27 protein-coding genes and 1 riboswitch are annotated in these 25643 nt (G+C 38.5%); of the genes, 25 read left to right on the top strand and 2 right to left on the bottom strand.

From position 1 onward, the window contains the following. Positions 1-111 precede the first annotated feature (111 nt). Both uvrC and LJC66_RS23990 read left to right on the top strand, forming a co-directional pair. The gene (uvrC, locus tag LJC66_RS23995; protein ID WP_060745466.1) at positions 112-1878 is read left to right on the top strand and encodes an excinuclease ABC subunit UvrC; all 1767 of its coding nucleotides are present in this window, start codon (positions 112-114) and stop codon (positions 1876-1878) included. A 65-nt stretch (positions 1879-1943) separates the two neighbouring features. Further along, positions 1944-2121: riboswitch (Lysine riboswitch) on the top strand. Between the two features lie 141 nt (positions 2122-2262). Further along, on the top strand, positions 2263-3495 hold the full coding sequence (locus tag LJC66_RS23990; protein ID WP_230933663.1) for an aspartate kinase: 1233 nt from the start codon (positions 2263-2265) through the stop codon (positions 3493-3495). 50 nt (positions 3496-3545) lie between these two features. Here the strand turns inward: LJC66_RS23990 and LJC66_RS23985 are convergent, their stop codons facing one another. After that, entirely contained in the window at positions 3546-4073 is a 528-nt protein-coding gene (locus LJC66_RS23985) for a YslB family protein (protein ID WP_230933662.1), read from the bottom strand. Positions 4074-4562: 489 nt separating this feature from the next. Here LJC66_RS23985 and LJC66_RS23980 point away from each other — a divergent pair, with 489 nt between their 5' ends. From LJC66_RS23980 to ssuD, 13 genes are all read left to right on the top strand, one after another. Continuing rightward, positions 4563-5171, top strand: a complete 609-nt coding sequence (locus tag LJC66_RS23980) for a succinate dehydrogenase cytochrome b558 subunit (RefSeq protein WP_013059400.1) — start codon at positions 4563-4565, stop codon at positions 5169-5171. A 29-nt stretch (positions 5172-5200) separates the two neighbouring features. Beyond that, positions 5201-6988 carry a succinate dehydrogenase flavoprotein subunit gene (gene sdhA, locus LJC66_RS23975; protein ID WP_013059399.1) on the top strand — a complete coding sequence of 596 codons (1788 nt, stop codon included), beginning with the start codon at positions 5201-5203 and terminating at the stop codon, positions 6986-6988. 3 nt (positions 6989-6991) lie between these two features. After that, on the top strand, positions 6992-7765 hold the full coding sequence (gene sdhB / locus LJC66_RS23970) for a succinate dehydrogenase iron-sulfur subunit (RefSeq protein ID WP_013059398.1): 774 nt from the start codon (positions 6992-6994) through the stop codon (positions 7763-7765). Positions 7766-7828: 63 nt separating this feature from the next. Further along, positions 7829-8278: an acyl-CoA thioesterase gene (locus tag LJC66_RS23965; protein WP_230933661.1), complete on the top strand. Its 450-nt coding sequence runs from the start codon at positions 7829-7831 to the stop codon at positions 8276-8278. Positions 8279-8451: 173 nt separating this feature from the next. Then, positions 8452-8676, top strand: a complete 225-nt coding sequence (gerE, locus tag LJC66_RS23960) for a spore germination transcription factor GerE (RefSeq protein ID WP_013059396.1) — start codon at positions 8452-8454, stop codon at positions 8674-8676. Between the two features lie 200 nt (positions 8677-8876). Further along, complete coding sequence (locus LJC66_RS23955; protein WP_230933660.1) at positions 8877-9206, top strand: hypothetical protein; 330 nt, start codon at positions 8877-8879, stop codon at positions 9204-9206. Between the two features lie 148 nt (positions 9207-9354). Then, entirely contained in the window at positions 9355-9855 is a 501-nt protein-coding gene (locus LJC66_RS23950) for a cation:proton antiporter regulatory subunit (RefSeq protein WP_050688587.1), read from the top strand. Continuing rightward, complete coding sequence (locus LJC66_RS23945; protein WP_025750630.1) at positions 9856-11067, top strand: cation:proton antiporter; 1212 nt, start codon at positions 9856-9858, stop codon at positions 11065-11067. Between the two features lie 190 nt (positions 11068-11257). Then, the gene (locus tag LJC66_RS23940; RefSeq protein WP_374199254.1) at positions 11258-12001 is read left to right on the top strand and encodes an ABC transporter ATP-binding protein; all 744 of its coding nucleotides are present in this window, start codon (positions 11258-11260) and stop codon (positions 11999-12001) included. 33 nt (positions 12002-12034) lie between these two features. Next, complete coding sequence (locus LJC66_RS23935) at positions 12035-13021, top strand: aliphatic sulfonate ABC transporter substrate-binding protein (protein WP_230933659.1); 987 nt, start codon at positions 12035-12037, stop codon at positions 13019-13021. Positions 13022-13031: 10 nt separating this feature from the next. Then, the gene (locus LJC66_RS23930) at positions 13032-13886 is read left to right on the top strand and encodes an ABC transporter permease (RefSeq protein ID WP_153254661.1); all 855 of its coding nucleotides are present in this window, start codon (positions 13032-13034) and stop codon (positions 13884-13886) included. A gap of 69 nt (positions 13887-13955) precedes the next feature. Beyond that, positions 13956-14510, top strand: a complete 555-nt coding sequence (gene ssuE / locus LJC66_RS23925; protein ID WP_230933658.1) for an NADPH-dependent FMN reductase — start codon at positions 13956-13958, stop codon at positions 14508-14510. Further along, entirely contained in the window at positions 14507-15631 is a 1125-nt protein-coding gene (ssuD, locus tag LJC66_RS23920; protein WP_230933657.1) for an FMNH2-dependent alkanesulfonate monooxygenase, read from the top strand. The genes ssuE and ssuD overlap by 4 nt, the downstream gene beginning before the upstream one ends. 66 nt (positions 15632-15697) lie before the next feature. On the opposite strand, the gene LJC66_RS23915 is transcribed toward ssuD, so the two are convergent. After that, the gene (locus LJC66_RS23915) at positions 15698-15904 is read right to left on the bottom strand and encodes a hypothetical protein (protein WP_230933656.1); all 207 of its coding nucleotides are present in this window, start codon (positions 15902-15904) and stop codon (positions 15698-15700) included. A 240-nt stretch (positions 15905-16144) separates the two neighbouring features. Here LJC66_RS23915 and LJC66_RS23910 point away from each other — a divergent pair, with 240 nt between their 5' ends. The 10 genes from LJC66_RS23910 (at position 16145) to LJC66_RS23865 (ending at position 25626) form a co-directional block, all read left to right on the top strand. After that, complete coding sequence (locus tag LJC66_RS23910; protein WP_230933655.1) at positions 16145-18163, top strand: penicillin-binding transpeptidase domain-containing protein; 2019 nt, start codon at positions 16145-16147, stop codon at positions 18161-18163. A gap of 442 nt (positions 18164-18605) precedes the next feature. Continuing rightward, a complete protein-coding gene (locus LJC66_RS23905; protein ID WP_218039679.1) occupies positions 18606-19238 on the top strand; it encodes a DUF47 domain-containing protein in 633 nt (210 codons plus the stop codon). Positions 19239-19253: 15 nt separating this feature from the next. Beyond that, complete coding sequence (locus tag LJC66_RS23900) at positions 19254-20252, top strand: inorganic phosphate transporter (protein ID WP_050688581.1); 999 nt, start codon at positions 19254-19256, stop codon at positions 20250-20252. A gap of 113 nt (positions 20253-20365) precedes the next feature. Beyond that, the gene (locus LJC66_RS23895) at positions 20366-20980 is read left to right on the top strand and encodes a PH domain-containing protein (protein WP_013059383.1); all 615 of its coding nucleotides are present in this window, start codon (positions 20366-20368) and stop codon (positions 20978-20980) included. A gap of 186 nt (positions 20981-21166) precedes the next feature. After that, complete coding sequence (locus tag LJC66_RS23890; protein ID WP_013059382.1) at positions 21167-21610, top strand: MarR family winged helix-turn-helix transcriptional regulator; 444 nt, start codon at positions 21167-21169, stop codon at positions 21608-21610. Positions 21611-21620: 10 nt separating this feature from the next. Further along, positions 21621-22415 carry a glutamate racemase gene (gene racE / locus LJC66_RS23885; protein WP_013085145.1) on the top strand — a complete coding sequence of 265 codons (795 nt, stop codon included), beginning with the start codon at positions 21621-21623 and terminating at the stop codon, positions 22413-22415. A 113-nt stretch (positions 22416-22528) separates the two neighbouring features. Further along, a complete protein-coding gene (locus LJC66_RS23880; protein ID WP_050688580.1) occupies positions 22529-23614 on the top strand; it encodes a GerMN domain-containing protein in 1086 nt (361 codons plus the stop codon). A 134-nt stretch (positions 23615-23748) separates the two neighbouring features. After that, positions 23749-24495 carry a ribonuclease PH gene (rph, locus tag LJC66_RS23875; protein ID WP_013059379.1) on the top strand — a complete coding sequence of 249 codons (747 nt, stop codon included), beginning with the start codon at positions 23749-23751 and terminating at the stop codon, positions 24493-24495. Positions 24496-24504: 9 nt separating this feature from the next. Beyond that, positions 24505-25098: an XTP/dITP diphosphatase gene (locus tag LJC66_RS23870; RefSeq protein WP_195695847.1), complete on the top strand. Its 594-nt coding sequence runs from the start codon at positions 24505-24507 to the stop codon at positions 25096-25098. Positions 25099-25113: 15 nt separating this feature from the next. Further along, complete coding sequence (locus LJC66_RS23865; RefSeq protein ID WP_013059377.1) at positions 25114-25626, top strand: metallophosphoesterase; 513 nt, start codon at positions 25114-25116, stop codon at positions 25624-25626. Positions 25627-25643: the final 17 nt, after the last annotated feature.

Raw genomic sequence — 25643 nt, 5'->3', positions numbered from 1 at the left:
CGTCATAAATCCGGCTTATGTGCATGTATTGTAAAGCAGGAAAGAATGTAGGTTACGCTTCATAAGCGAATGTATAGATGGACAGAGTAAGAGAAGAGGAAGGAGAAAAGTATGAATGATTATTTAAAAGAAAAGCTGGCTATTTTACCGGATCAGCCCGGCTGCTACTTGATGAAAGATAAATATGGAACGGTCATTTACGTAGGAAAAGCAAAAGTATTAAAAAATCGAGTGCGCTCCTACTTTACCGGATCTCATGACGGAAAGACGCTTCGACTTGTAAACGACATTGTCGACTTTGAATATATCGTCACATCTTCTAATTTAGAAGCGCTTATTTTAGAAATGAATTTAATTAAAAAGCATGATCCAAAATACAATATTATGCTTAAAGATGATAAGGGCTATCCCTTTATTAAGATTACAGCTGAAAAACAGCCCCGCCTTGTTATTACAAGAAAAATAAAAAAAGATAAAGGGAAATACTTCGGTCCTTATCCTAACGTCCAAGCTGCAAATGAAACCAAGCGGCTTCTTGATCGCATTTATCCACTAAGAAAGTGCTCTACCATGCCAGACAGACCTTGTTTGTATTACCATATCGGGCAATGTCTAGCTCCTTGCGTAAAAGAAGTAAAAGAAGAGCAAAACAAACAAATTATTGAAAATATCACGCGGTTTTTAAATGGTGGATATGAGCATGTCAAAACAGAGTTAACTGAAAAAATGTTAAAAGCTTCAGAAGAACTTGACTTTGAACGGGCTAAAGAATATCGAGATCAAATTGCTCATATTGAAGCGACAATGGAAAAGCAAAAAGTAACGTTTAATGATTTTGTTAATCGAGATGTGTTTGGCTATTCTTATGATAAAGGCTGGATGTGTGTTCAAGTTTTCTTTATTCGCCAAGGGAAATTAATTGAGCGAGAAGTTTCTATGTTTCCTTTTTATAAAGAGCCAGAAGAAGATTTCTTAACTTTTATCGGTCAGTTTTATGCCAAAAATATTAAGCCAAAAGAAGTGCTGGTTCCAGCAACGATTGATGCAGAGTTAGCTGAGAAATTAGTAGAAGTAGAGGTTCAGCATCCAAAGCGAGGCAAAAAGAAAGAATTAGTAGAACTTGCGTGTAAAAATGCAAAAATTGCGCTCGGTGAAAAATTCTATTTAATTGAACGAGATGAAGAGCGCACGGTCGGCGCAGTTGAACGGTTAGGAGAAGAGCTTGGAATTGCAGCGCCTTACCGGATTGAAGCATTTGATAACTCAAATATTCAAGGGACAGATCCCGTTTCTGCGATGATTGTTTTTGTTGATGGGAAACCGGAAAAGAAAGAATATCGCAAATATAAAATTAAGACCGTAAAGGGACCAGATGATTACAGTTCCATGAGAGAAGTCGTTCGCAGACGGTATTCCAGAGCGTTAAAAGAAGGTCTTCCGCTTCCAGATTTAATTGTTGTAGATGGAGGCAAAGGGCATTTAGCTGCAGTACAGGACGTTCTCGAAAATGAATTGGGACTTTTAGTGCCTACAGCAGGTCTTGTCAAAGATGATAAGCACAGAACCTCCAACCTGATGATTGGTGAGCCTCCTCAAATCATACCGCTTGAACGCAATAGTCAAGAATTTTATTTGCTTCAGCGAATTCAAGATGAAGTTCACCGCTTTGCGATTACCTTCCACCGTCAAGTGCGCTCTAAGTCCGCTTTTCAGTCTGTTCTGGACGACATTCCGGGAGTGGGAGAAAAGCGTAAAAAAGCTTTGTTAAAGTATTTTGGTTCGGTGAAAAAATTGAAAGAAGCAACGGTTGATGATATTCGAAATTCAGGTGTTCCTCAAAACATCGCTGAAAAAATTTATGAAACATTGCAAAAATAGTCTTGAAATAATAGAAAATATTTGATAAGCTATTAACTAATTTCATACGACACTTCATCAAATGAAGTGAAGATAGAGGTGCAAATTTAATCAGTACGTATCAGGAAGGGTATGAGCTCTTATGAATGATGCGGAAAGGGAAATTTGCCGAAGTGAACATTACCTCATAGTAATGATTGCTGGTTCTGCGTTGAATAAACGTAGGATTGTCAAGATGTAGATTCTTGGAGAGCTATCTCACGGCAGTGGACGGTTATGTTTTATAATTTTCGTTCGTTAAGCAATGAGAGCTCATCTCATTGCTTTTTTTATTGTCTGAGTAAAAAAATTTAGCTTCTCATCATCCTGCATATGCAAATTTATTGAAAAGGAATGAACAAAATTATGGCATTAATCGTTCAAAAATTTGGTGGAACATCTGTTGGTTCTGTTGAACGTATCCAACATGTAGCAAACCGTGTTATTCAAGAAGCAGAGCGCGGTAACCAAGTAGTTGTTGTTGTATCGGCAATGGGCAAAACTACAGATGCACTGGTGAAATTAGCAAGTGATATTACGGACAGTCCAAGCAAACGCGAAATGGATATGCTTCTTACAACTGGAGAACAAGTAACGATTTCCCTGTTAACAATGGCTCTTCAATATAAAGGGTATGAAGCAACTTCGCTAACAGGTTGGCAAGCTGGTATCCAGACGGAAGCAGTTCACAGCAATGCACGAATCCAGCACATTGACACGACTCGTATTCAAAGCCAATTAGATAGAGGTCGAATCGTAGTAGTAGCTGGATTCCAAGGCTGTTCAGAAGATGGAAGCATTACAACATTAGGTCGAGGCGGCTCTGACACGACGGCAGTAGCTCTTGCCGCAGCATTAAAAGCTGCAAAATGTGATATTTATACAGACGTAACAGGAGTGTTTACGACAGATCCGCGCTATGTAGAAGATGCTCGTAAGCTTCACTCTATTTCATATGACGAAATGTTAGAATTAGCTAATTTGGGAGCAGGGGTGCTGCATCCGCGCGCCGTTGAGTTTGCAAAAAATTATCAGGTACCGCTAGAAGTGCGTTCAAGCTTAGAAAACGAGAATGGAACGATTGTTGAGGAGGAAGTTTCAATGGAACAAAACTTAGTCGTAAGAGGAATTGCGTTTGAAGATAATATTTCACGAGTGACAATTGAAGGGTTAAACAAAGAGTTGCAAACTCTTTCTACTATTTTTACAGCATTAGCAAAAGAACAGTTAAATGTGGACATTATTATTCAAAACGTAACGGCTAATAATCGTCTTTCTATCTCATTTTCTATTAAAACTGTAGACGTAGATGCCGCTCTTGCCGTCTTAAAAGAGTATAAATCTACTTTAGGATATACGCGTATTGAACATGAAAGCAGTCTGGCTAAAGTATCAATTGTCGGCTCTGGCATGATTTCTAATCCAGGCGTTGCAGCCGAAATGTTTGAAGTGCTGGCAGGAGAGAAAATTGAAGTGAAGATGGTCAGCACGTCTGAAATTAAAGTATCTACAGTTGTACCGCACGCTGATATGGTAAAAGCTGTTGAGACGCTTCACGTAGCATTTGAATTAGAAGAGCAGCAAGCAGTGCACGTATAAAGAAGAGAAAAAGACGTGGTATTTCCACGTCTTTTATATATACATATTTCCTATTTTTTATAACGCTCCGCACGCGTTTCGGTAGGTAAGATATCTTTTCGGTCCCACTGCACGGAAATCAGCACTTTTCCGTTCTTTTCTTTATGTGTTAAGTAGGCTTCTGTTAGGCAGTTGTTTTGACGCTGAATCTGTTCAGCTACAAATCCTGACTCAAGATGAAACGAACAAGTTTCCTGCTGAAATCTTTTGCTGACCACCTCACCTGATAACTCAAGCTCTAGTGAATATTTATCTTTTTTTGCAAGCGTCAGTGTTCCCCAGGAAGCTGCTTTAAAAAAAGCGACGATTTCATCCATTGTATTTAACGGGTATTTCCGCGCAAGGTGTTTTCCTGCCCAGTATGAAATGGTATTTGTTTCGTCTCCAAGAAGCTCTGGAATTAACACGTCACGCAAAAGGCTGTATCCGAAATATGAAACGTGATCAAGAGTTCTCTCTGTTTCAGCTGTGACATTAGGTTCTGATGTTTCCATCGTCTCTTCAAGTTCTTGCTGTGATTCTGTTTGTAAATTGCTCATGCTTTCCCCTCTTTCTTTACTACTATTATATACAAATCTAAAAAACCTCTCACGCATTTTTTTAATAAAATGTAAGAGGATCTTTATTATGGTAAAAAGAGTTAGATGTAAAGATAAAAAATCCATAATATACCTTTTAAAAGGGTACTTTTACCTGTGTAAATGTTTTGTGAACTTGTTTACAATAAAAGTATAAAGTAAACGCTTACTTAGTTGTGGCAAGCAATATTATAATAGAAAGAAAAAATCTGTAACATCAGTATAGTAAGCGGTAACAAATATAAAATTTTATAAATTTATATTTTATAGAAGATTTAAACATCTTGCCTTGACGCTCTTAATCGATGGGAGTAAAATTAACCTGTCACATACTTTATTAGGAAATGCAAAGGTTTTCATTTCCTGTATTCACGATTAATCTATTTGTCTAGTGGGAGTAAGAAAGTTCTTCACAAACTATGTTCATTTAACTAAGGGGGGTCTACGCAGATGGCGGCAAACAGAGAGTTTCAATATCGGAGAATCCATTCATTACTTGGGGTAATACCAATCGGGATTTTCTTAACACAGCATTTAGTTGTGAATCATTTCGCGACAAAGGGAGAAGAATCATTTAATCAAGCAGCTCACTTCATGGAGAGCTTACCTTTCCGCTATGCTCTAGAAATTTTCATTATTTTCTTACCAATCGTTTTTCACGCAATATACGGTCTTTACATCGCATTCACTGCTAAAACAAACGTTAACAACTATGGATTTTTCCGTAACTGGATGTTTATCCTTCAGCGTGTTTCAGGTGTAATCACACTTATCTTCATCACATGGCACGTATGGGAAACCAGAATACAAGCTGCGCTTGGAAAAGAAGTAGATTTTCAAATGATGGAACGAATTTTAAGCAACCCGGCAATGCTTGCATTCTACATAGTTGGTGTTGTATCTACGATCTTCCACTTTGCAAACGGTCTATGGTCATTTGGAGTTAGCTGGGGGTTAACTGTAACACCACGTTCTCAAAGAATTTCAACTTATGTGACATTAGCAATCTTCTTAGCACTTACATTTGTAGGTGTTCGTACATTATTCGCATTTGCATAAAATTAAGGTTTTGAAGGAGTGGGGTTCCGATGAGTAACGGAAAAATCATCGTAGTCGGTGGCGGTTTAGCTGGCTTGATGGCAACAATAAAAATTGCTGAGTCTGGCAAGCAAGTAGATTTATTTTCACTAGTTCCGGTAAAAAGATCTCACTCAGTTTGCGCGCAAGGTGGAATCAACGGAGCCGTAAATACGAAAGGTGAAGGGGATTCACCATGGGAACACTTTGATGACACAGTGTACGGCGGAGACTTTTTAGCCAACCAGCCACCTGTAAAAGCAATGTGTGAAGCAGCTCCTGGTATTATTCACTTACTTGACCGCATGGGTGTTATGTTTAACCGTACTCCTGAGGGTTTGTTAGACTTCAGACGATTTGGCGGGACGCAGCATCACCGTACGGCTTTTGCTGGGGCAACAACGGGTCAACAATTATTGTATGCATTAGATGAGCAGGTTCGTCGCTATGAAGTTGCCGGACTTGTGACAAAGTACGAAGGATGGGAATTCTTAGGTGCTGTTCTTGATGATGAGCGCAGCTGTCGCGGAATTTCTGCACAGAATTTAAAATCAATGGAAATTAAAACGTTCCCAGCTGACGCGGTTATTATGGCTACAGGTGGACCTGGAATTGTTTTTGGAAAATCGACGAACTCAGTTATTAATACCGGTTCAGCGGCATCTATCGTGTATCAGCAAGGTGCATACTATTCAAACGGAGAGTTTATTCAAATTCATCCAACTGCTATCCCAGGAGATGATAAGCTTCGTCTTATGAGTGAATCTGCTCGTGGAGAAGGCGGACGCGTTTGGACATATAAAGACGGTAAACCTTGGTATTTCTTAGAGGAAAAATATCCTGCATACGGTAACTTAGTACCTCGTGATATTGCAACTCGTGAAATTTTTGACGTCTGCGTAGCGCAGAAGTTAGGAATTAACGGAGAGAACATGGTTTATCTGGACCTTTCACATAAAGATCCAAAAGAGCTAGACATTAAACTTGGAGGTATCATCGAAATCTATGAAAAATTCATGGGCGATGATCCGCGCAAGGTGCCAATGAAAATTTTCCCAGCCGTACACTATTCAATGGGCGGTTTATGGGTGGATTACGATCAAATGACAAATATTCCTGGCTTATTCGCAGCTGGTGAGTGTGATTATTCACAGCACGGAGCGAACCGTTTAGGAGCAAACTCATTATTATCAGCTATTTATGGTGGGATGGTTGCTGGTCCTAAAGCGGTTGAATACATCAATGGTTTAGAAAAGAGCGCAGATGCTATTTCTTCAAGCGTATATGATCGTCATGTGAAAGAAGAAGAAGAGAAATGGAACAATATCATGAATCTTCAAGGTACAGAAAATGCATATGTTCTTCATAAAGAGCTAGGGGAATGGATGACTGACAACGTGACAGTCGTACGATACAATGACAAACTGTTAAAAACAGATGAAAAAATTCAAGAATTAATTGAACGCTATGATCGTATTAACATTAATGATACGGCTAAATGGAGTAATCAAGCGGCAACATTTACTCGTCAGCTGCAAAACATGCTTCAGCTTTCACGTGTTGTAACGCTAGGAGCTTACAACCGTAACGAAAGTCGCGGTGCTCATTATAAGCCAGATTTCCCTGATCGTAACGATGAAGAATTCTTAAAAACAACAATGGCATCTTTTGTGGATAAGAAAACGGCTCCTTCTTTCCATTATGAAGAGGTAGACGTATCGTTAATCAAACCGCGTAAGCGCGACTACACAAAGAAAAAAGATGAAAAACCAAAAAAACAACAAGAGGGGGTTCGTTAATCAATGAGTGAACAACAAACAGTCCAAAAGACAGTGCGCTTCATTATTACACGTCAAGATTCAGCTGAATCTGCTCCTTACAATCAGGAGTTTGAAATTCCGTATCGTCCGAATATGAACGTTATTTCAGCACTGATGGAAATCAGACGTAACCCTGTTGATGCTTCAGGTAAAGAGGTTGCTCCGATAAACTGGGAGATGAACTGTTTAGAGGAAGTATGCGGAGCCTGTTCAATGGTCATCAACGGTAAACCTCGTCAGTCATGTACGGCTCTTGTTGATAAACTAGAACAGCCAATTCGCTTACAGCCAATGAAAACATTTCCTGTGGTTCGTGACTTGCAAGTAGACCGCAGCCGTATGTTTGATTCACTGAAAAAAGTAAAAGCCTGGGTTCCAATCGATGGCACATACGATCTAGGGCCAGGACCACGTATGCCTGAAAAGAAACGTCAGTGGGCGTATGAGTTATCCAAATGTATGACATGTGGCGTTTGCTTAGAAGCTTGTCCAAACGTAAACGACAAGTCAAACTTCATCGGTCCAGCACCGCTTTCTCAAGTTCGCTTGTTTAATGCCCATCCAACCGGTGCGTTAAATAAAGGAGAACGTTTAGAGACGATTATGGGTGATGGAGGACTAGCGAACTGCGGGAACTCTCAAAACTGCGTTCAATCATGTCCAAAAGGAATTCCATTGACTACTTCAATCGCAGCTTTGAACCGCGATACAACAATTCAAGCATTCAGAAGTTTCTTTGGTAGCGATCAAGTATAATCACTCAAAACCTCTCCACGCGGAGAGGTTTTATTTTGTCTATGACGAACGGAGGAAATACAGATGAATAATATTTCGTATATTGAAGACATAGATCATTGGAAAGAGTCATTTTCGTTTAAGAAGGAGATCAAGGTAAGATTTTCAGAAACAGATATGTTTGGGCATTTAAATAATACGGTTCCTTTTGTTTATTTTGAACAAATACGTACGGAATTTTTTCACCATATTGGCTTTATGCAAAAGTGGACGAGTAAGCATGAGGGAACGATACCGGTGGTGGCTGATTTGCAGTGCGATTATGCCAAACAAGTGTATTTTGGCAACGTGCTATCTGTTTTTGTAAAAGCTCATAGAATTGGACGTTCGTCGGTTGATTTACACTATATGATTCAAAATGAGCAAAAAGAGGTTGTGCTCACCGGGAGAGGAACAATGGTGCAAATTTCTAAAGAAACAGGAAAAAGCGTGCCTTGGGATGAAGAGATGAAAAGGTGTTTATCAACTATATGAAAATGGCTTGAAGGCTCTTTCTTCAGGCTTTTTTCTTTTTTAAAGGAAAAAAAGAGTTTTTTGCATATTTTTTCTAAAACTAGTAACCGCGTAGGCATACCGCACATAAGATATGTTGACTAAATTTACACCCATCCGATAGTTCAACTCAGGATCAGGCAAGGAGGGTTACATTGAAAGAAAAAGAGTTTCAACCTAAACCGCTACTTACAAAGCGTGAACGAGAAGTATTCGAGCTTTTAGTACAGGACAAAACAACAAAAGAAATCGCGAGTGAACTATTCATTAGCGAAAAAACAGTTCGAAATCATATTTCTAATGCGATGCAAAAGCTTGGAGTCAAGGGGCGTTCTCAAGCAGTCGTAGAACTCCTTCGAATGGGAGAACTTGAACTATAACATGAGCTGGCTTTCTTCTTAGAAAGCCAGCTTTTTGTATATTTTTTCAGGTGTCGCATACATATCTAAAAAGAATGACGTTAAGAAAATATTATAAAAAAGGTAAATCTTTATAAAAAAAACTTATTGCTTGAAATTGAATTTCAGAGTACGTATACTTTTAAGTAAGGAGATACTAGTTCAGAAGAAAGAGAGGTGAGATGATGAAAAATGTATGGATGAGCTTATTGTTATGCATGATATTCTGTTTGCCTTTTGCGAGTTTGCCAGATAAATTTATTGATAACGACTTTGAAAAAGTGAAGGTCACAAAAAGTTCGGTTCAGCATTACACCGATATTGTGCACATGTCTCCAGGAGCTAAGCACAGCGTTAAACAAATAGGATCCCTCATACAAAGCGTGATAGTAACTTTTGCTTTAGTATGGACGAGTGCCAAACTCATCATTCCAACGCATCAAATTGCGTATTTTATCCTCAAGAAAACACTTTTTTATCCAAAAATCTTTCAATCAAGTTACCTCAATTAAATAAAAAAGGTTGAAATTTCAACAGCCTTTTCTTCAAACCTAAAATTACCAACTATTCTTAGGCTTATTTGCTATGCGGATTTTCTAGGCAAATAACGGGGCAAAATTAAAAAATTCTTTTTAAAAACTTTATAGGAGTGATCATTCAATGATGATTAAAGAAACGGAGTTACCAGGAATCGGCCGTAAATTTGAAATTGAGACAAGCGGAGGAAGCCGCGTAGTCGTTATCATTCATGATGATGGAAGACGTGAAATCTACCACTTCGATCAAAAAGATTTAGAAGAAAGCATTTTTGACATTACGTTAACAGATACAGAATCAAGACAGCTAGCTGCAATTTTAGGCGGCATGATTTACAAGCCAAAAGCAATGGAAACCATTGAAGTGGCATTCAATGACTTAGTTATTGAATGGTACAAAGTTGAAAAACAAGCGAAAGCTCACAGTAAAACAATTGGTGAAATTGACGTTCGCAGCAACTATGATGTCACTATCATCGCCGTCATTAAAAACACGCAAAAAAAATTATCAACTCCAGGACCAGATACGTTAATTGAAGAAGGAGATACGCTTGTTATCTCTGGAGAACGAGGGAATTTAAAAACGCTCATTAAAGAATTGCTTTCACAAGGAGGTAGTTCATAATTGGATCATTTAGTATTTGAAGTTGGGACAGCTTTGTTACTAGTGGCTTTAGCGGCTATACTAGCACATAAATTTAAATTTACGATTATTCCATTCCTCATTCTGCTGGGCATGGCGGTCGGTCCCCATGCTCCTGAGTTTGGCTCATTCAGTTTAAAGTTTATTGAAAGCCAAGAGATTATTGAATTTATGGGGAGAATTGGAGTTCTCTTTTTACTGTTTTATTTAGGATTAGAATTTTCAGTTGGAAAGCTAATTAAATCAGGTAGGTCCATCGCGGTGGGAGGGTCTATTTATATTTTAATTAACTTCACTTTAGGATTATTGTATGGATACCTGACAGGAAATCCTCTTCTTGAAGTGCTGATTATCGCTGGAATTATTACGATTTCGTCCAGCGCAATTGTCGCAAAAGTATTGGTTGATTTAAAACGAACAGCGAATCCAGAAACGGAACTGATATTAGGGATTATCATGTTTGAAGATATTTTCTTAGCGGTTTATCTTTCTGTCGTTTCAGGGTTGGTGCTTGGAGACCACGGATCGCTTGCTGGATCTTTAACATCTATTTTAATTGCGTTTGGCTATATGATGCTGTTCTTTATCATTGCTCGAAAAGCCACGCCGCTACTAAATAAACTTTTAAATATTTCATCAAACGAAATCTTTATAATCGTCGTTTTTGCGGTATTGTTTTTTGTGGCAGGCTTCTCAGAAACAATTCACGTGGCAGAAGCAATTGGCGCGTTATTGCTTGGACTTGTCTTTTCTGAAACGGAACATCGCGATCGTATTGAACATCTTGTCGTACCGTTTCGTGATTTCTTTGGAGCCATCTTTTTCTTCAGCTTCGGGTTAAGTATTGATCCTCTCACGCTATGGGATGCGGGCTGGCTTGCGCTTGGTGCAGTTGCGCTTACGATTATTGGTAACTTTACAGCCGGTATGATCTCAGGAAGAAAAAGCGGGCTGTCACACAAGGCTTCGACCAACATTGGGTTAACGATTATGTCACGAGGCGAGTTTTCAATTATTATGGCTAACATTGGAATTGAAGGAGGATTATCCGCAATTCTTCAGCCATTCGCCGCGCTTTATGTATTGATTTTAGCTATTATTGGCCCTTTGTTAACGAAGGAGTCTAAGCATATATATGGGTTTTTAAACTCGGTATTTAAATGGAAAAAACCAAATCCTCAAGAATCAAAGTGATAATATATATAAAACACAGTTGACAAATCGGATTAATATGATAAAATTCAAAATAATCCAATAACAAATCAGTTAAATATAGCAACGGGCTGATCGGTCAACCGAAAGCTCCTACCTTTTTCAGGTAGGAGCTTTTGTGTTTTTAGATGAACGAGCTTTTGATTTGAAAATTTAAGGAGGAGGAACTGCTGTGAGTGTTGTCATTCAATCTGTTAACCGATCATTTCAAAAAGGAGAACAAGTAACTCAAGCATTGCGAAATGTAAATCTTACGATTAATAAAGGTGAATTTATTACCGTTATTGGTCCGAGCGGATGCGGAAAAAGTACGCTGCTTAAAATGATTGCAGGACTTGATATGGATTATGAAGGGCGTATTGAAATCAACGGGAAGCACATAGCCGGACCTAGCATTAAACAGGGAATGATCTTTCAAGAACACCGCTTGTTCCCATGGCTTAATGCGGAACAAAATATAGCGGCTGACTTATCGCTGAAAGATTCGAACGTTCGGCGCCGCGTAGATGAGTTAATTGATATTGTCAGGCTGAAAGGATTTGAAAAAGCTTATCCTCGAGAATTATCCGGAGGGATGTCTCAACGAGTCGCTATTGCGCGTGCTCTTTTAAGAAATCCAGAAGTTTTATTATTAGATGAGCCGTTCGGTGCGTTAGATGCTTTTACTCGCACTCATTTGCAAGATGTGCTGCTAGACATATGGAAAAAAGAAAAAACAACCATGATTTTTGTTACGCATGATTTAGATGAATCCATTTACTTGGGGACTAAAATTGTGATTATGAGTGCCAGGCCAGGAGAAATTAGCCGGGTCGTTCCAGTAGAAATTAGTCATCCGCGAAAAAAGACAGAGTTACCATTTCAGCAGCTAAGGCAGCAAGTACTGAAAGAATTTGAAGAAGCAGGAGAACATTAAAGATTCAATAAGACAGAGAAGGAGACAGAACAGATGAAAAAGCTACTTTTAACTGCATCTATTGTACTTGTTCTCGCATTGGCTGGATGCGGGACAAAAGAAAAAGCGAGCGGAGAAGATTCAAAAGACGTTACGATCAACATTGGGATCCAACAAAGCTTAGGCCCTTTAATGCTGGCACAAAACCAAAAATGGTTTGAAAAAGAATTTAAAAAAATAGGTGTAAATGTTAAATGGACAGAGTTTCAAAGCGGACCTCCGCAATTTGAAGGTTTAGCATCTGGACATTTGGATTTCGGCCAAGTTGGAAATTCACCGGTTATTTCTGGTCAAGGCGCAGACATTCCGTTTTTAGAAATTGCTAATTCCAGCGACGGGTTGAAAGGAAATGCCATTTTAGTAGGGAAAAACAGCAAGATTAAAAGCGTAAAAGATTTAAAAGGTAAAAAGATTGCGGTTGCGAAAGGAAGCAGCGGTTTTAATTTATTATACAGAGCTCTTGACCAAAATGGGTTGAAGCCAAGTGATGTAAAGATTATTCAGCTTCAGCCAGACGAAGCTCAGCCAGCATTTGAAAATGGGTCAGTGGATGCATGGTCAATCTGGGAACCGTTTATCTCACTGCAAAACTTAAAAAATGAAGCTCGTATTTTAGCAGACGGCGATTCATTAAAGGTTGCTTCACCAGGTTTTACTATTGTAAGAGAAGGCTTTGCAAAAGATCATCCAGAGTTAGTCGTTAAGTTTTTACAAGTTTATCAAAAAGCGCTTGAATGGCAAAACGAACATTTTGAAGAATCTGTGGATATTTTAGCAAAGCAAAAAAATCTAGATAAAGACGTAGTAAGACAAGTGTTAAAAAATAATCCTGCCTATAATCGTCCAACCTCTAAAGAAATTATTGCAGAACAACAGCGAACAGCTGATTTTCAACAATCTTTAGGTGTTATTAAAAAGAAAATTGATACTGGAGATGTTGTTGATAATTCATTTATTGAAAAAGCATTAAAAGAAAAATGAGGTGATGAAAATGAGTAAAACATCTGTGGTTTCAGGACATGTCCAGTCTTCAGCAGCTCACTTGCAAAAAGTGAAAAAAAGAAAGGAAGAAGCGAAAAATAAGCAGGGGATTTTCCTTCGTTCTCTTGTCGTGCCACTTCTGCTTATCACGGTGTGGCAAATTATTGGTTCTGCGGGCTATGTATCCAAAACTGTTCTTCCTACACCTGTTGATATTGTACTTTCTTTTAAACAGCTCATCGTATCCGGGGAACTCGGAGCTAATCTTCAAATCAGTATTTTGCGTGCTGCCATAGGTTTTGCCGTTGGAGCTGGACTAGGGTTGCTATTTGGTGTAATTGTCGGTTTCTCAAAGAAAACAGAGCACTATATGGATCCATCTATTCAAATGCTTAGAACTGTTCCACACCTTGCATTGGCGCCTTTATTTATCTTATGGTTTGGCTTTGGTGAAATTTCAAAGATATTGCTAATTGCAAATGGTGCATTTTTTCCAATCTATGTGAATACGTATCTAGGCATTCGCGGGGTTGATTCGAAATTATTTGATGTTGCTCGCGTTCTTCAATTTAGTAAATGGAAACAAATCACAAAACTCATTTTACCAGCTGCTCTTCCTAATATTTTACTTGGTGTCCGATTGTCTTTAGGTATTGCATGGCTCGGACTGGTAGTTGCTGAATTAATGGGAGCAAGTGAAGGTGTAGGATACATGATTATGGATGCTAGACAGTTTTCTCAAACGGACGTAGTTTTTGTCGGAATTATCATTTTTGCTGTTGTAGGCAAATTAACCGATTCATTTGTCCGAGTATTAGAAAAGCGTCTTCTTAAATGGAGAGACAGCTACGCAGGTGAAAAATAAAAGAAGGATTTATACACGTATTAATCCTTGTAAATCTATCAGTTTTATAAGTGAAAAGGAGAGATGATAATGAGCCAGGTTACAATTATTACAGGAAGCCCTTCAAAGCAATCAAGGTCAGCTGCTTTAAGCGAGTATATTGCAGCATATCTACAAGATGAAAAATATGAAGTGAAAACCGTGCATGTCCGTGACTTGCCCGCTGAAGACTTAGTATATGCTAACTTTTCTAGCCCTGCGATTCAAGAAGCTCAAAAGAAAGTCGCAGATGCTGATGCCGTTATTATTGTCAGCCCAATCTATAAAGCTAGCTACACAGGAATTTTAAAAACATTTTTAGATTTAATACCTGAAAAAGGTTTTCACAATAAAACCGTGCTGCCGATAGCTACAGGGGGAACCATTGCTCACCTACTGACTCTTGATTATGTATTTAAGCCGACTTTATCAGTTTTAGGGGCTACTGCTCTTATTCATGGAGTTTATATTGTTGATTCTGAGGTGGCTTATACGAAAGAAAATGAAATTGAGTTTATTGCGGAACAAGCAGAAGCGAGAATTAAACGTTCATTAAAAGAGCTGGGATATCATCTAGAACAAACGAAAAGGAGTGTTGAATCATGAAAATACTATGGTTTATTCCTTCCCATGGAGATGGAAGATATTTAGGGACAAATCGAGGAGATCGTTCAGCAGACTATTCATATTTTCGGCAAGTTGCTCAAGCAGCTGACCGTTTAGGGTTTGAAGGAGTTTTGATTCCAACGGGGAAATCATGCGAAGACCCTTGGCTATTGGCTGCTTCACTTATACCTGAAACAGAGCGTTTGAAATTTTTAGTAGCTGTACGTCCCGGCATTATGGCCCCTTCCGTGGCAGCGCGCATGACCTCGACTCTTGATCGAATTTCAAACGGTCGTTTACTAGTTAATGTAGTAGCAGGAGGAGATCCGGCCGAATTAGCGGGAGATGGCCTTTTCTTATCACATGATGAACGTTATGAAGCTGCGGATGAATTTTTAGATGTGTGGAAAGGGTTATTGGCTGGAGATACGGTTAATTATGAAGGAAAACATATTCATGTAGAGAACAGTGAGCTGTTGTATCCACCTGTTCAAAAACCTTCTCCACCTATTTATTTTGGCGGATCTTCACCCGCAGGACAAAAAGTTGCAGCGAAACATTCTGACGTGTATTTAACGTGGGGCGAACCTCCTGAACAAGTAAGAGAAAAAATAACGGCTGTGAGAAAGCAAGCAGAAGCAGAAGGCAGAACCGTTAAGTTTGGGATTCGTTTGCATATTATTGTAAGGGAAACGGAAGAAGAAGCTTGGCAAGCAGCCGATCGATTAATTCAGCATTTGGACGACGACACGATTCAAGCAGCACAGCGTACTTTTGCTAGGTATGACTCGGTCGGGCAGCAGCGAATGGCGAGCCTTCATAGAGGAACCAGAGAGGAACTTACGATTAGCCCTAACTTATGGGCAGGTGTAGGGCTTGTCCGGGGAGGTGCAGGAACTGCACTAGTAGGCAGTGCTGAAAATGTAGCGAAACGAATAAAAGAATATGAAGCTTTAGGAATTGAATCTTTTATTTTATCAGGCTATCCGCATTTAGAAGAAGCTTATCACGTAGGCGAGTTATTGTTTCCGCTTTTAAATATTGATGAGGGTGAAGGAAAGAGTGAAAGCATCGGTGAGATTATTGCAAACGATAGGTTTCCAAAAGCTTCAACGTCATAAAAGAAGAACCGGTGAAAAATTCACCGGTTCTTCTTTTACATTCATCTCAGCCGAGAGACGAGTTCGTTAAATTGTTGGTTTAGGTTTTTCAGGTGCAGCTTGTTTATCTTTTCGACTTTCTTGAATATATACTTTAAAGAGAAAAATATTTAAACAGCCCAGTGTGAGGAATAACGGTGCAAAATAATATTCTTGAGACATAAGTAGGACGAAAACGCTTCCAAAACAGAACAGAGAACTAAACATAAAGTAAAGCTGTAAGAATCTTCTCATTTTAGTCGCCTCCTATTCTTTTTCTTCTTACAATTATTATATCAAATACTTTCCAAAAAAGACACAAAATATTCACAAAATGTTCAATTTTTTTCTTGTTTGCCTATTGATTTTTTTGTCGATATGTAAATTTAGTGGGTTGTAATACCAATTAATTCCTGATTGTAACTTTCCGATGGAAAGTTTATGTAAAATTTTATATGATAGAGAAATGCTATTGAAAAAAGGGGGAAAATCATCATGAGACGAATTGGGTGGCTATTTTTTACTATGGCAATTCTTTTATTAATAACTGCCGGTTGCTCAAATGATCAACAGAAAGCACAGGATCGATTTGATAAATATGTAGCCATGTGGAATAAAGAAGATTTTAAAGGCATGTATGGATACTTGTCTAAAGATGCTAAAAAGACGATTTCAGAAAAAGACTTTGTAAATCGATATAAAAATATCTATGCTGCAATTGAAGCGGACAAGCTTAAAGTGAAGGCAAGTAAAATAGAAAACTTAGAAATAAAAGACCATAAAGCTGTTTTACCTTTTGAAGTAAACATGAACTCTGTAGCCGGTAAAATCTCATTTAAAGAAAATGCTGCTGTAGTTCAAGAAAAACAAGGGGATACAGAGAATTGGTATATTAATTGGAAGCCTAACATGATTTTTAAAGGACTTAAGCAAGAAGAGCAAGTAAGAGTAGCTGCTCAGTCAGCTGTGCGTGGAGAAATTATGGATCGTTCAGGGAAATATTTAGCTCAAAATGGAGAAGCGATTCAAATTGGAGTTGTTCCCCAGCAGTTTTCTAAAGGCGGCGAGCACGCTATACAACAATTAAGCAAGACTCTTGCTCTTTCAGAAAAAAGTATTAATCAAGCACTGAGCGCTTCTTGGGTGAAAAAGAATCAATTTGTTCCTATTAAAACAGTTAGTCAAAAAGACGCCTCTAATTTAGAGAATTCTTTGAAAAAAGTAGAAGGCATTCAACAAAAAAAAGTAAATGCGCGCGTATATCCTTGTGAAGAAGCGTGTGCCCATTTAGTTGGATACGTTGCGCCTGTCACAGCGGAATATTTAAAAAAGCATAAAGATGAAGGCTATAATGCTCAGTCTAAAGCTGGAATGATTGGGTTGGAGTCTTTATATGAAGATAAGCTTCGTGCTCGAGACGGCGTCACGATTTATACTGTAGATAAAGATGGCAATAAAAAGAATGAAATTGCAAAAGTGAATCCAAAAGATGGGGAAAGCATTCAAGTTACAGTAGACACGAATGTTCAAAAATCCCTTTATGAACAGTTAAAAGATGAAAAAGGAGTAGCTACTGCTCTTCAACCTAAAACGGGAGAAATATTAGGTCTTGTAAGCACGCCAGCTTTTGATCCGAATTCTTTTTCTTTTGGAATCGATGCTAATACGTATCAATCCCTTTCAACGAATCCCGATAAGCCGTTAATGAACCGCTTTACCAAAACGTATTCTCCGGGATCTACATTTAAGTTAGTCACGGGAGCTTTAGCGGTTGATGAAGGTGTGGTAAATCCAAACGAAAGTGTATCAATCAGCGGGAAGAAGTGGCAAAAAGATAAAAGCTGGGGGAATTTCTACGTAACACGAGTGGGAAGCAAGCCGAATGTTAATTTACGTGATGCTTATGTTACATCTGATAATATTTATTTTGCGCAGACTGCTTTGAAGTTAGGTTTAGACAAATTTAACAGTGGTTTAAAACAGTTTGGGTTCAATCAAGAAATGCCTGTTAATTATCCTTTTGAAACGTCTAAAATTGCAGGTGATCAAGATATTAAAGATGAGGGAGTATTAGCAAACTCTGGCTATGGCCAGGGGAAACTGCAAGTGAATCCTCTCCACTTGGCATTGATGTATACATCGATTGTAAACGATGGAAACATAGTAAAGCCTATTCTTATGAACGGTGATGAGAGTGGAATATGGAAAAAACAAGTAATATCTAAAGAAACGGCACAATTAATTCAAAATGATTTAGTTGATGTCATTGAAGATAAAAATGGTACGGGTCATGCTGCAAAAATAGATGGGTTAACCCTGGCTGGAAAAACTGGAACGGCAGAATTAAAGAAAACTCAAGGTGAAAAAGGGCAGGAAAACGGCTGGTTTGTAGCTGTGGATACAAAACAGAAAAACCTACTCGTTTCAATGATGATTGAAGGAGTAGAAGATAAAGGCGGAAGTCATTACGTCGTGCCGAAAGTAAAAAATGTATTTCAGCAATATAATAAGTAAATAATAAAAGCCAGTTCTAAAGGAGCTGGCTTGTATTATTTACACAAGGGGAGTAATGTTAAGTTTTTGTAAATCCCAGTTTTATACAAACTCTGAAAACCCTTGTTTTAAAAGGAATGAACGTATTATTGTTAATGTATTGTAAAGAGACCTAAAAAAATGTGTTTGAAAAGTTATTGACAATTAACAATAATAGGAGTAATTTTTGACTTGGCGTAAAAAAATGAATCGCATAACCTATAAGTAAAAGAACCATCTTTTGGGACTTTTGCTCTGGTAAACGTTTGTTTTTTTCGAATTTTTTGATACACAAGAGAGGTGGTTTCTCTCGTTATAGTAATGAACAGATAAGTTTTATCCATTACTTTAAATGAAAAAAGAAACTAGAACACATATAAAAAGATAGAGAGAAAAAACGAGTGGTAAAGTTTCGATAAATTGGATGGAGGATTGCAACGTGATCAAAAGAAAAAAAGACAAGTTTTCTGAAATGTTAATGGACATTGCCCAAAATATTAAGGACTCAGCAGATTTTTTAGGCAGCTTTGAACTTCAAAATGTATCTGACCTAAAGGAATTTGCCAATGTTTTAAAAGCGTATGAATCAAAAGGTGATAAATACGTGCATACAGTGATTACTGAGTTGAATAAAGCATTTATTACTCCAATTGAGCGTGAAGATATTTTACAGCTAGCAATGAGCATGGATGATGTACTTGATGGCATCGACAGCTTTGCTGCTTTAATGGAAATTCATTCAATTACGACATTTGATGAATATGTAGCTGAATTTGTTAAAAATATTCAAGGCTGTGCTGAAGAGATTTTAATTACTATTAATTTGTTGTCTGAGAAAAAGCTTCTTCAAATTAGTGAACATGCAATTAAAATTAAAGAGTATGAGTCACATTGTGATACATTATATCGTCGTGCGCTAAAACAATTATTTGCAACATGTAAAGATCCAATTAAAGTTATTCAATATAAAGAAATTTATGAAACGCTAGAAGAAATCGCGGATTATTGTCAAACGGTTGCGAACAACTTAGAATCAGTTATTATGAAGAATGCGTAACGGGGCTATATTATAATGGACTCGATGTTAATATTAACCATTCTAATTGTAGTTGGTGCACTTGGTTTTGACTTTATCAACGGATTTCATGATACAGCTAATGCCATTGCGACTTCTGTTTCAACCAAAGCTTTAAAACCGCGACATGCAATTCTTTTAGCCGCAACCATGAACTTTGTCGGTGCTATGACGTTTACGGGCGTAGCCAAAACGATTACAAAGGATATCGTTGATCCTTATACGCTTCAAAATGGTTCTATCGTTATTTTAGCAGCATTAATTTCTGCTATCGCGTGGAACCTAATCACATGGTATTTCGGTATCCCGAGTAGTTCTTCTCATGCAATTATTGGATCGATTGCAGGAGCAGCTATTGCAGCTGCTGGATTTGGTGCTTTAAATTACAAAGGTTTCATCAAAATCATTGAAGCCCTTCTAATTTCACCAGTTCTAGCCTTTGTAGTAGGTTATATTGTCTATACGATTATCAAACTAACGTTTAAAAACCATAACTTGACGAAAACGAATAAGCGTTTTCGACGCGTTCAAATCCTGACTGCAGCCCTACAATCTTACACACACGGTACGAATGATGCGCAAAAAGCAATGGGTATCATTACGCTAGCGCTTATTGCTAACAATATGCAAAGCGGTACTGAGATTCAGTGGTGGGTCCAGCTGGCTTGTGCGGTGGCAATGGGGCTTGGAACGTCAATTGGTGGATGGAAAATCATTAAAACCGTTGGCGGTAAAATTATGAAAATTCGTCCTGTTAATGGAGTAGCTGCGGACTTAACAGGTGCTGCCATTATCTTTGGAGCAACGTTTATTCATCTACCTGTCAGTACTACTCATGTTATTTCATCTTCTATCTTAGGTGTAGGTTCTGCTCACCGAGTGAAAGGTGTAAAATGGGGAACTGCACAGCGCATGGTGATTACATGGATTATCACATTGCCAATTTCAGCTTCATTAGCTGCACTTATCTATATGATTTTAAATTTGTTCTTTTAATAAATGTGGAGCTTCTTTTTAAGAAGCTCCTTTTTTTATTTACATCCCCTCATTTGCACAGTACACTTAAAACATGAAAATAATACAATTGTTTTTAAAAGGGAGATGGAGAAATGTTTGGAAAAGTAGCTGCTGATGTATTAGGGCTAAGTGATATTGGTTCTGTTATTAAGCCGGTTGATTATGACAAGGTAGATGCAGATGATTACGTTATGCATGAAGAACAAGAAAAAATTTATTTTCTAATCAAATCAAAGTCAGATGAATATTGCTTTACCAATAAAGCGCTCATTCACCTTGATGGAACAAGTGCTACAAGCAAAAAGCGCATGCTTCGCCGCTATAACTACAGCACAAATCACATTTCAAACGTGATGCTAGAAACGGCTGGAACTGTCGATTTAGATGTGGAAATTAAATTTAAAATTGGCTCGGAGACTTTTTCTATCGATGTACACAAAAAGCATATAGAAGAGGTAAAAGATTTATATAAAGCGCTGTTTAAAATGTCTGAAATAACGCGTGAAAATGAAATTGCGCTCGATTTTGCTAAACAAAGTATTCAGCTAGCTTCTTCTACGCTAAGCAGTACAAGAAATACAAGTGGAAGTGTTGCTGGTGAATTTAAAGAAATTAACGAAGCTGCGTTTTCTTGGTTATTAGATAAAAAAACAGCCTACACAACAAAAGATTTCAGCTCAGTTTTCGAGCTGTATATCAATAATTAATAGAAACAGCTGCTCCTTTTATGGAGCAGCTGTTTTTTGATGCTGAACGTTGTAGAATCCTCATGTTAACCTTGAAAAATCACCGAAAAAAGAGCACAATATAAAATAGAAAAGAGAAACAGTAGAGACGGGTTTAACTGAAAGAAATAATAGAAAATAAGACTTATAGGTGGAAAGGATTACGGTATGACAGCAAAAAATAATGAGGATACAGTGGCAGAATTAGAAAAGTCACTTCGACATATTGCAGCGATTGTAAAGCAAAAAGGAAGAGAAATTTTAGAAGACTATACGATTACGCCACCTCAGTTTATTGCTTTGCAGTGGCTGTTTGAACGTGGAGATATGACGATTGGCGATTTATCAAATCGTATTTTTCTCGCTTGTAGTACAACGACAGATTTAGTAGATCGTATGGAAAAAAACAAGTTGGTGGTTCGGGTGAAAGATCCAAAAGACCGCCGCGTAGTACGTATTCATTTGCTTCCTGAAGGAGCACGTGTTATCGAAGAAGTAATTGAAAAGAGACAAACGTATTTAAATGGCGTACTGGCAAACTTCTCTCCGAGTGAAACGGAAGTTTTACGAGTAACGTTACGAAAATTGCATGATGAAATGAAAGAAAAATGAGGCGATTGTTTTGAGTAGACCAATTGGTGTTATAGATTCGGGTGTGGGTGGATTAACGGTAGCAAAGGAAATTATGAGACAGCTTCCGAAAGAACAAATTATGTACATTGGAGATACAGCCCGCTGCCCATACGGTCCTCGTCCTAGTGAAGAAGTACGAGCTTTCACATGGGAGATGACTAATTATTTAATAGCTAAAGATATTAAAATGCTTGTTATTGCGTGCAATACGGCTACGGCAGTTGTATTGGATGAAATTCAAGAACAGCTCGATATTCCGGTTATAGGGGTCATTGAACCAGGATCACGCGCTGCGCTTAAAGTAACTAAAAATCATAAAATAGGCGTAATCGGCACAAACGGAACCGTAAAAAGTCAAGCCTATACACATGCACTCCGCGCTCTTCACACGAGAGTGGAAGTGGAAAATTTGGCATGCCCTTTGTTTGTACCTCTTGTAGAGAGCGGTAATTATGAAGGACCGGAAGCGCAGCGGATTGTAAAAGAAACATTAAAACCTTTTTATCATACAGATATGGATACCCTTATTTTAGGATGTACGCATTATCCGTTATTAAAGCCAGTTATTCAAGAAGCAATTGGGCCTCGAGTTCAGTTAATCAGTTCTGGGGAAGAAACGGCAATAGAGGTAAGTGCCATTCTTTCTTATAGCAATTTACTAGCTCCTAGAAACATGGAGCCTGAACACTACTTCTTTACAACAGGATCAACAGAACTGTTTCAATCTATTGCATCTAAATGGTTTGAGCACCCTGTATATAATGTTGAACATATCAAGCTTTAAAACCGTGCATATTATGCTCGGTTTTTTTTGTGGACAAAAACTTTTTTGAGCTGGTCTAAAATGCAAAAAAGCTCGTATACATAGTAGTACAAACAGTCTGAGGAGGGAAAGGAATGTCCAAAAAGACCCAACTTGTTCTCATATCCGCCGTGGTGACCACATCTGTATTGTTATCCGGCTGTGGACTTTTCGGAGGGGATAACGCAGCAAAGGAAATTGATCCGCCAAAGGATGTCACCTATGTGAAAGATGAAAAATCATTAGCGACTGAAGCGAAAGTAACGGAAGCTAATAAAAAACAAAGTAAAGCGGCAGAAACGTCTGCGCCTACCAAAAGAGAACTCTACTTAATTGATAAAAACGGGTACGTTGTTCCCCAGACGCTTGAAATTCCTAAATCAAAAGGTGTCGCTAAACAGTCTCTTGAATATTTAGTAGAGGGTGGACCGGTCACAAACTTACTGCCAAATAATTTCCGAGCGGTTCTTCCTGCTGATACAAGAGTTTTAGGGACAAAGCTGGAAAGTGACGGCACGATGGTAGCAGATTTTTCACCTGAATTTGCTGAATATAAAAAAGAAGATGAACTCCGTATCCTGCAGGCCGTCACTTGGACGCTGACGCAGTTTGAAGGCGTAAATAAAGTTAAAATTCGCATTAACGGCTATGATAAAGATGAGATGCCTGTAAATCATACGCCAATCAGTAAAGGGTTGAGCAGAGCAGATGGCATTAACTTTGATAATACTGGAGTAGTTGACGTAACTCAAACAAAGCCAGTTACGATTTATTACTTAGCTCAAGAGGGCAAACAAACTTACTATGTTCCTGTCACAAAACGAATTGCTTCTGATGACAAAGATATGTACACTGCAATTGTGAACGAACTTGTAGAAGGACCTGCGCCTGCATCAGGTTTAGTGACAGATTTTAATCCCGATGCAAAGCTCGTAGCAGCTCCAAAGTATGCGGACGGTGAGTTAACGCTTAACTTTAATAAAAACATCTTTGGAAATTTAAAAGGCACGGAAATTTCTCAGCGTGTTCTCGACTCCTTGGTGTTATCGCTGACAGAGCAAAAAGCCGTAGACAGCGTTGCCATTAAGGTGAATGGCAAAAAAACGCTAAAAGATGAAAAAGGGAAAAAATTAACGGAACCAGTTTCAAGACCTAAAAATGTGAACACAGGTAGTTTTTAAAAACAAATTTTTGTTATACTAGTAAAGGACTAAGTAGAAAGAGGTCTGCTGAAATAGCGACCTCTTTCCGCTGTTTCATAGTTAAAATGGAAGAGACTATTACATATAAATGAATTTATAGGAGGACATGCTTAATGCGTTTGGACGGCAGGGAATTTAATGAATTGAGACCTGTATCTCTTCATACTTCATACTTAAAGCATCCAGAAGGATCTGTATTAATCTCGGTGGGAGACACAAAGGTTATTTGTACAGCAAGCATAGACGACAGAGTGCCTCCTTTTATGCGTGGACAAGGAAAAGGATGGATTACAGCTGAATATTCTATGCTGCCTCGAGCTACGGCACAAAGAAATATACGTGAATCATCAAAAGGTAAAGTCACAGGACGAACAATGGAAATTCAGCGTCTAATCGGACGAGCTCTTCGTTCTGTAGTCGATCTGGAAAAGGTCGGAGAAAAGACAATTTGGATTGATTGTGATGTTATTCAAGCTGACGGAGGCACAAGAACAGCATCGATTACAGGTGCTTTTGTGGCTATGGTTTTAGCGTTTGGAAAGCTGGTTGAAGAGAACAAGCTAACAGAAATTCCTATTCGTGACTACTTAGCTGCGACTTCAGTAGGTATTCATGGAGAAAATTCGATTTTAGATTTAAATTATGAAGAAGATTCGACAGCGGAAGTTGACATGAATATTGTGATGACAGGAAGCGGACAGTTTGTAGAATTACAGGGAACGGGAGAGGAATCGACGTTTTCGAGAGAACAGTTAAACCATCTTCTAGATTTAGGGGAAAAGGGTGTTTATCAATTGATTGAACAGCAAAAGGAAGTTCTTGATCACCTGGCTGCCTACATTCCGGTTAAAGAAAGGTAAGGGATTAATGTGCGTGAAATCATTATTGCAACTAAAAATGCAGGCAAAGTAAAAGATTTTGAAACACTTTTCTCACCAAAGGGATTTAAAGTAAAATCGCTTCTTGATTTTCCTGAGATTGAAGACGTGGAAGAAACGGGCGTTACATTTGCAGAGAATGCCACGCTAAAAGCAGAGGCCATTTCATCCGCATTAAATAAGCCGGTCATTGCCGATGACTCCGGGCTTGCTATTGACGCCTTAAACGGGGAGCCAGGCGTTTATTCCGCGCGTTATGCTGGTGAAAATAAAGATGATAATGCTAATATAGAGAAGGTACTTCAAAAGTTAAATGACGTGCCGTTTGAAAAGCGCACGGCACGCTTTCACTGTTCTCTTGCCATTGCAGTGCCCGGAAAGAGAACCGAAATTGTAGAAGGCACGTGTAAAGGGCACATCTTGGAGGAAAAAAGAGGGGAAAACGGTTTTGGGTACGATCCCATTTTCTTTGTAGAAAAATGGAGATGCTCCATGGCAGAATTGACCAAAGAGCAAAAAAATCAGATTAGTCACCGAGCAAATGCGTTACAAAAACTAGCACCGCTAATTGATGCGCAATTTTAGAAGGAGTGATGACGTGTGAAACTATTAATTGTAAGCGATAGCCACGGGTTACAAGAAGAACTGCTCACTATCAGAGAGAGACATGCTGATGTAGATAAGATGATCCATTGTGGGGACTCTGAGTTGCCGCAAGACAGCAAAGAAATGTCTGCGTTTTTAGGCGTTCGAGGAAATTGTGACTACGATGCATCTTACGTTAATGATCGAGTAGAGTCGCTTGGAGAAGCTACGTGTCTGGTTACACACGGTCACTTATATAATGTTAAAATGTCTATGATGAATCTGCATTACAAAGCGAGAGAAGTCGGGGCAAACGTTGTTTGTTTTGGGCATTCTCACATAGCGGGAGCTGAGCTCATGGACGGAGTTTTATTTATCAATCCAGGAAGTATGTTACTTCCTCGTATGAGAAAAGAACGTACGTATGCTATACTAGTAATGGATGGTACAGAAGCTACCGTGCAGTTTTACGATATAAGCGGTAAACATATTCCTAGCATGCAGTTAACCTGTACACTTTCAGCATAATATAGCCAAATATAGGG

The organism is Priestia sp. TSO9, from assembly GCF_021029645.1.
GTDB lineage: Bacteria > Bacillota > Bacilli > Bacillales > Bacillaceae_H > Priestia > Priestia megaterium_E.
Note: the sequence above shows the minus strand (reverse complement) of the source record. Positions and strands in the feature narration are given on the sequence as shown.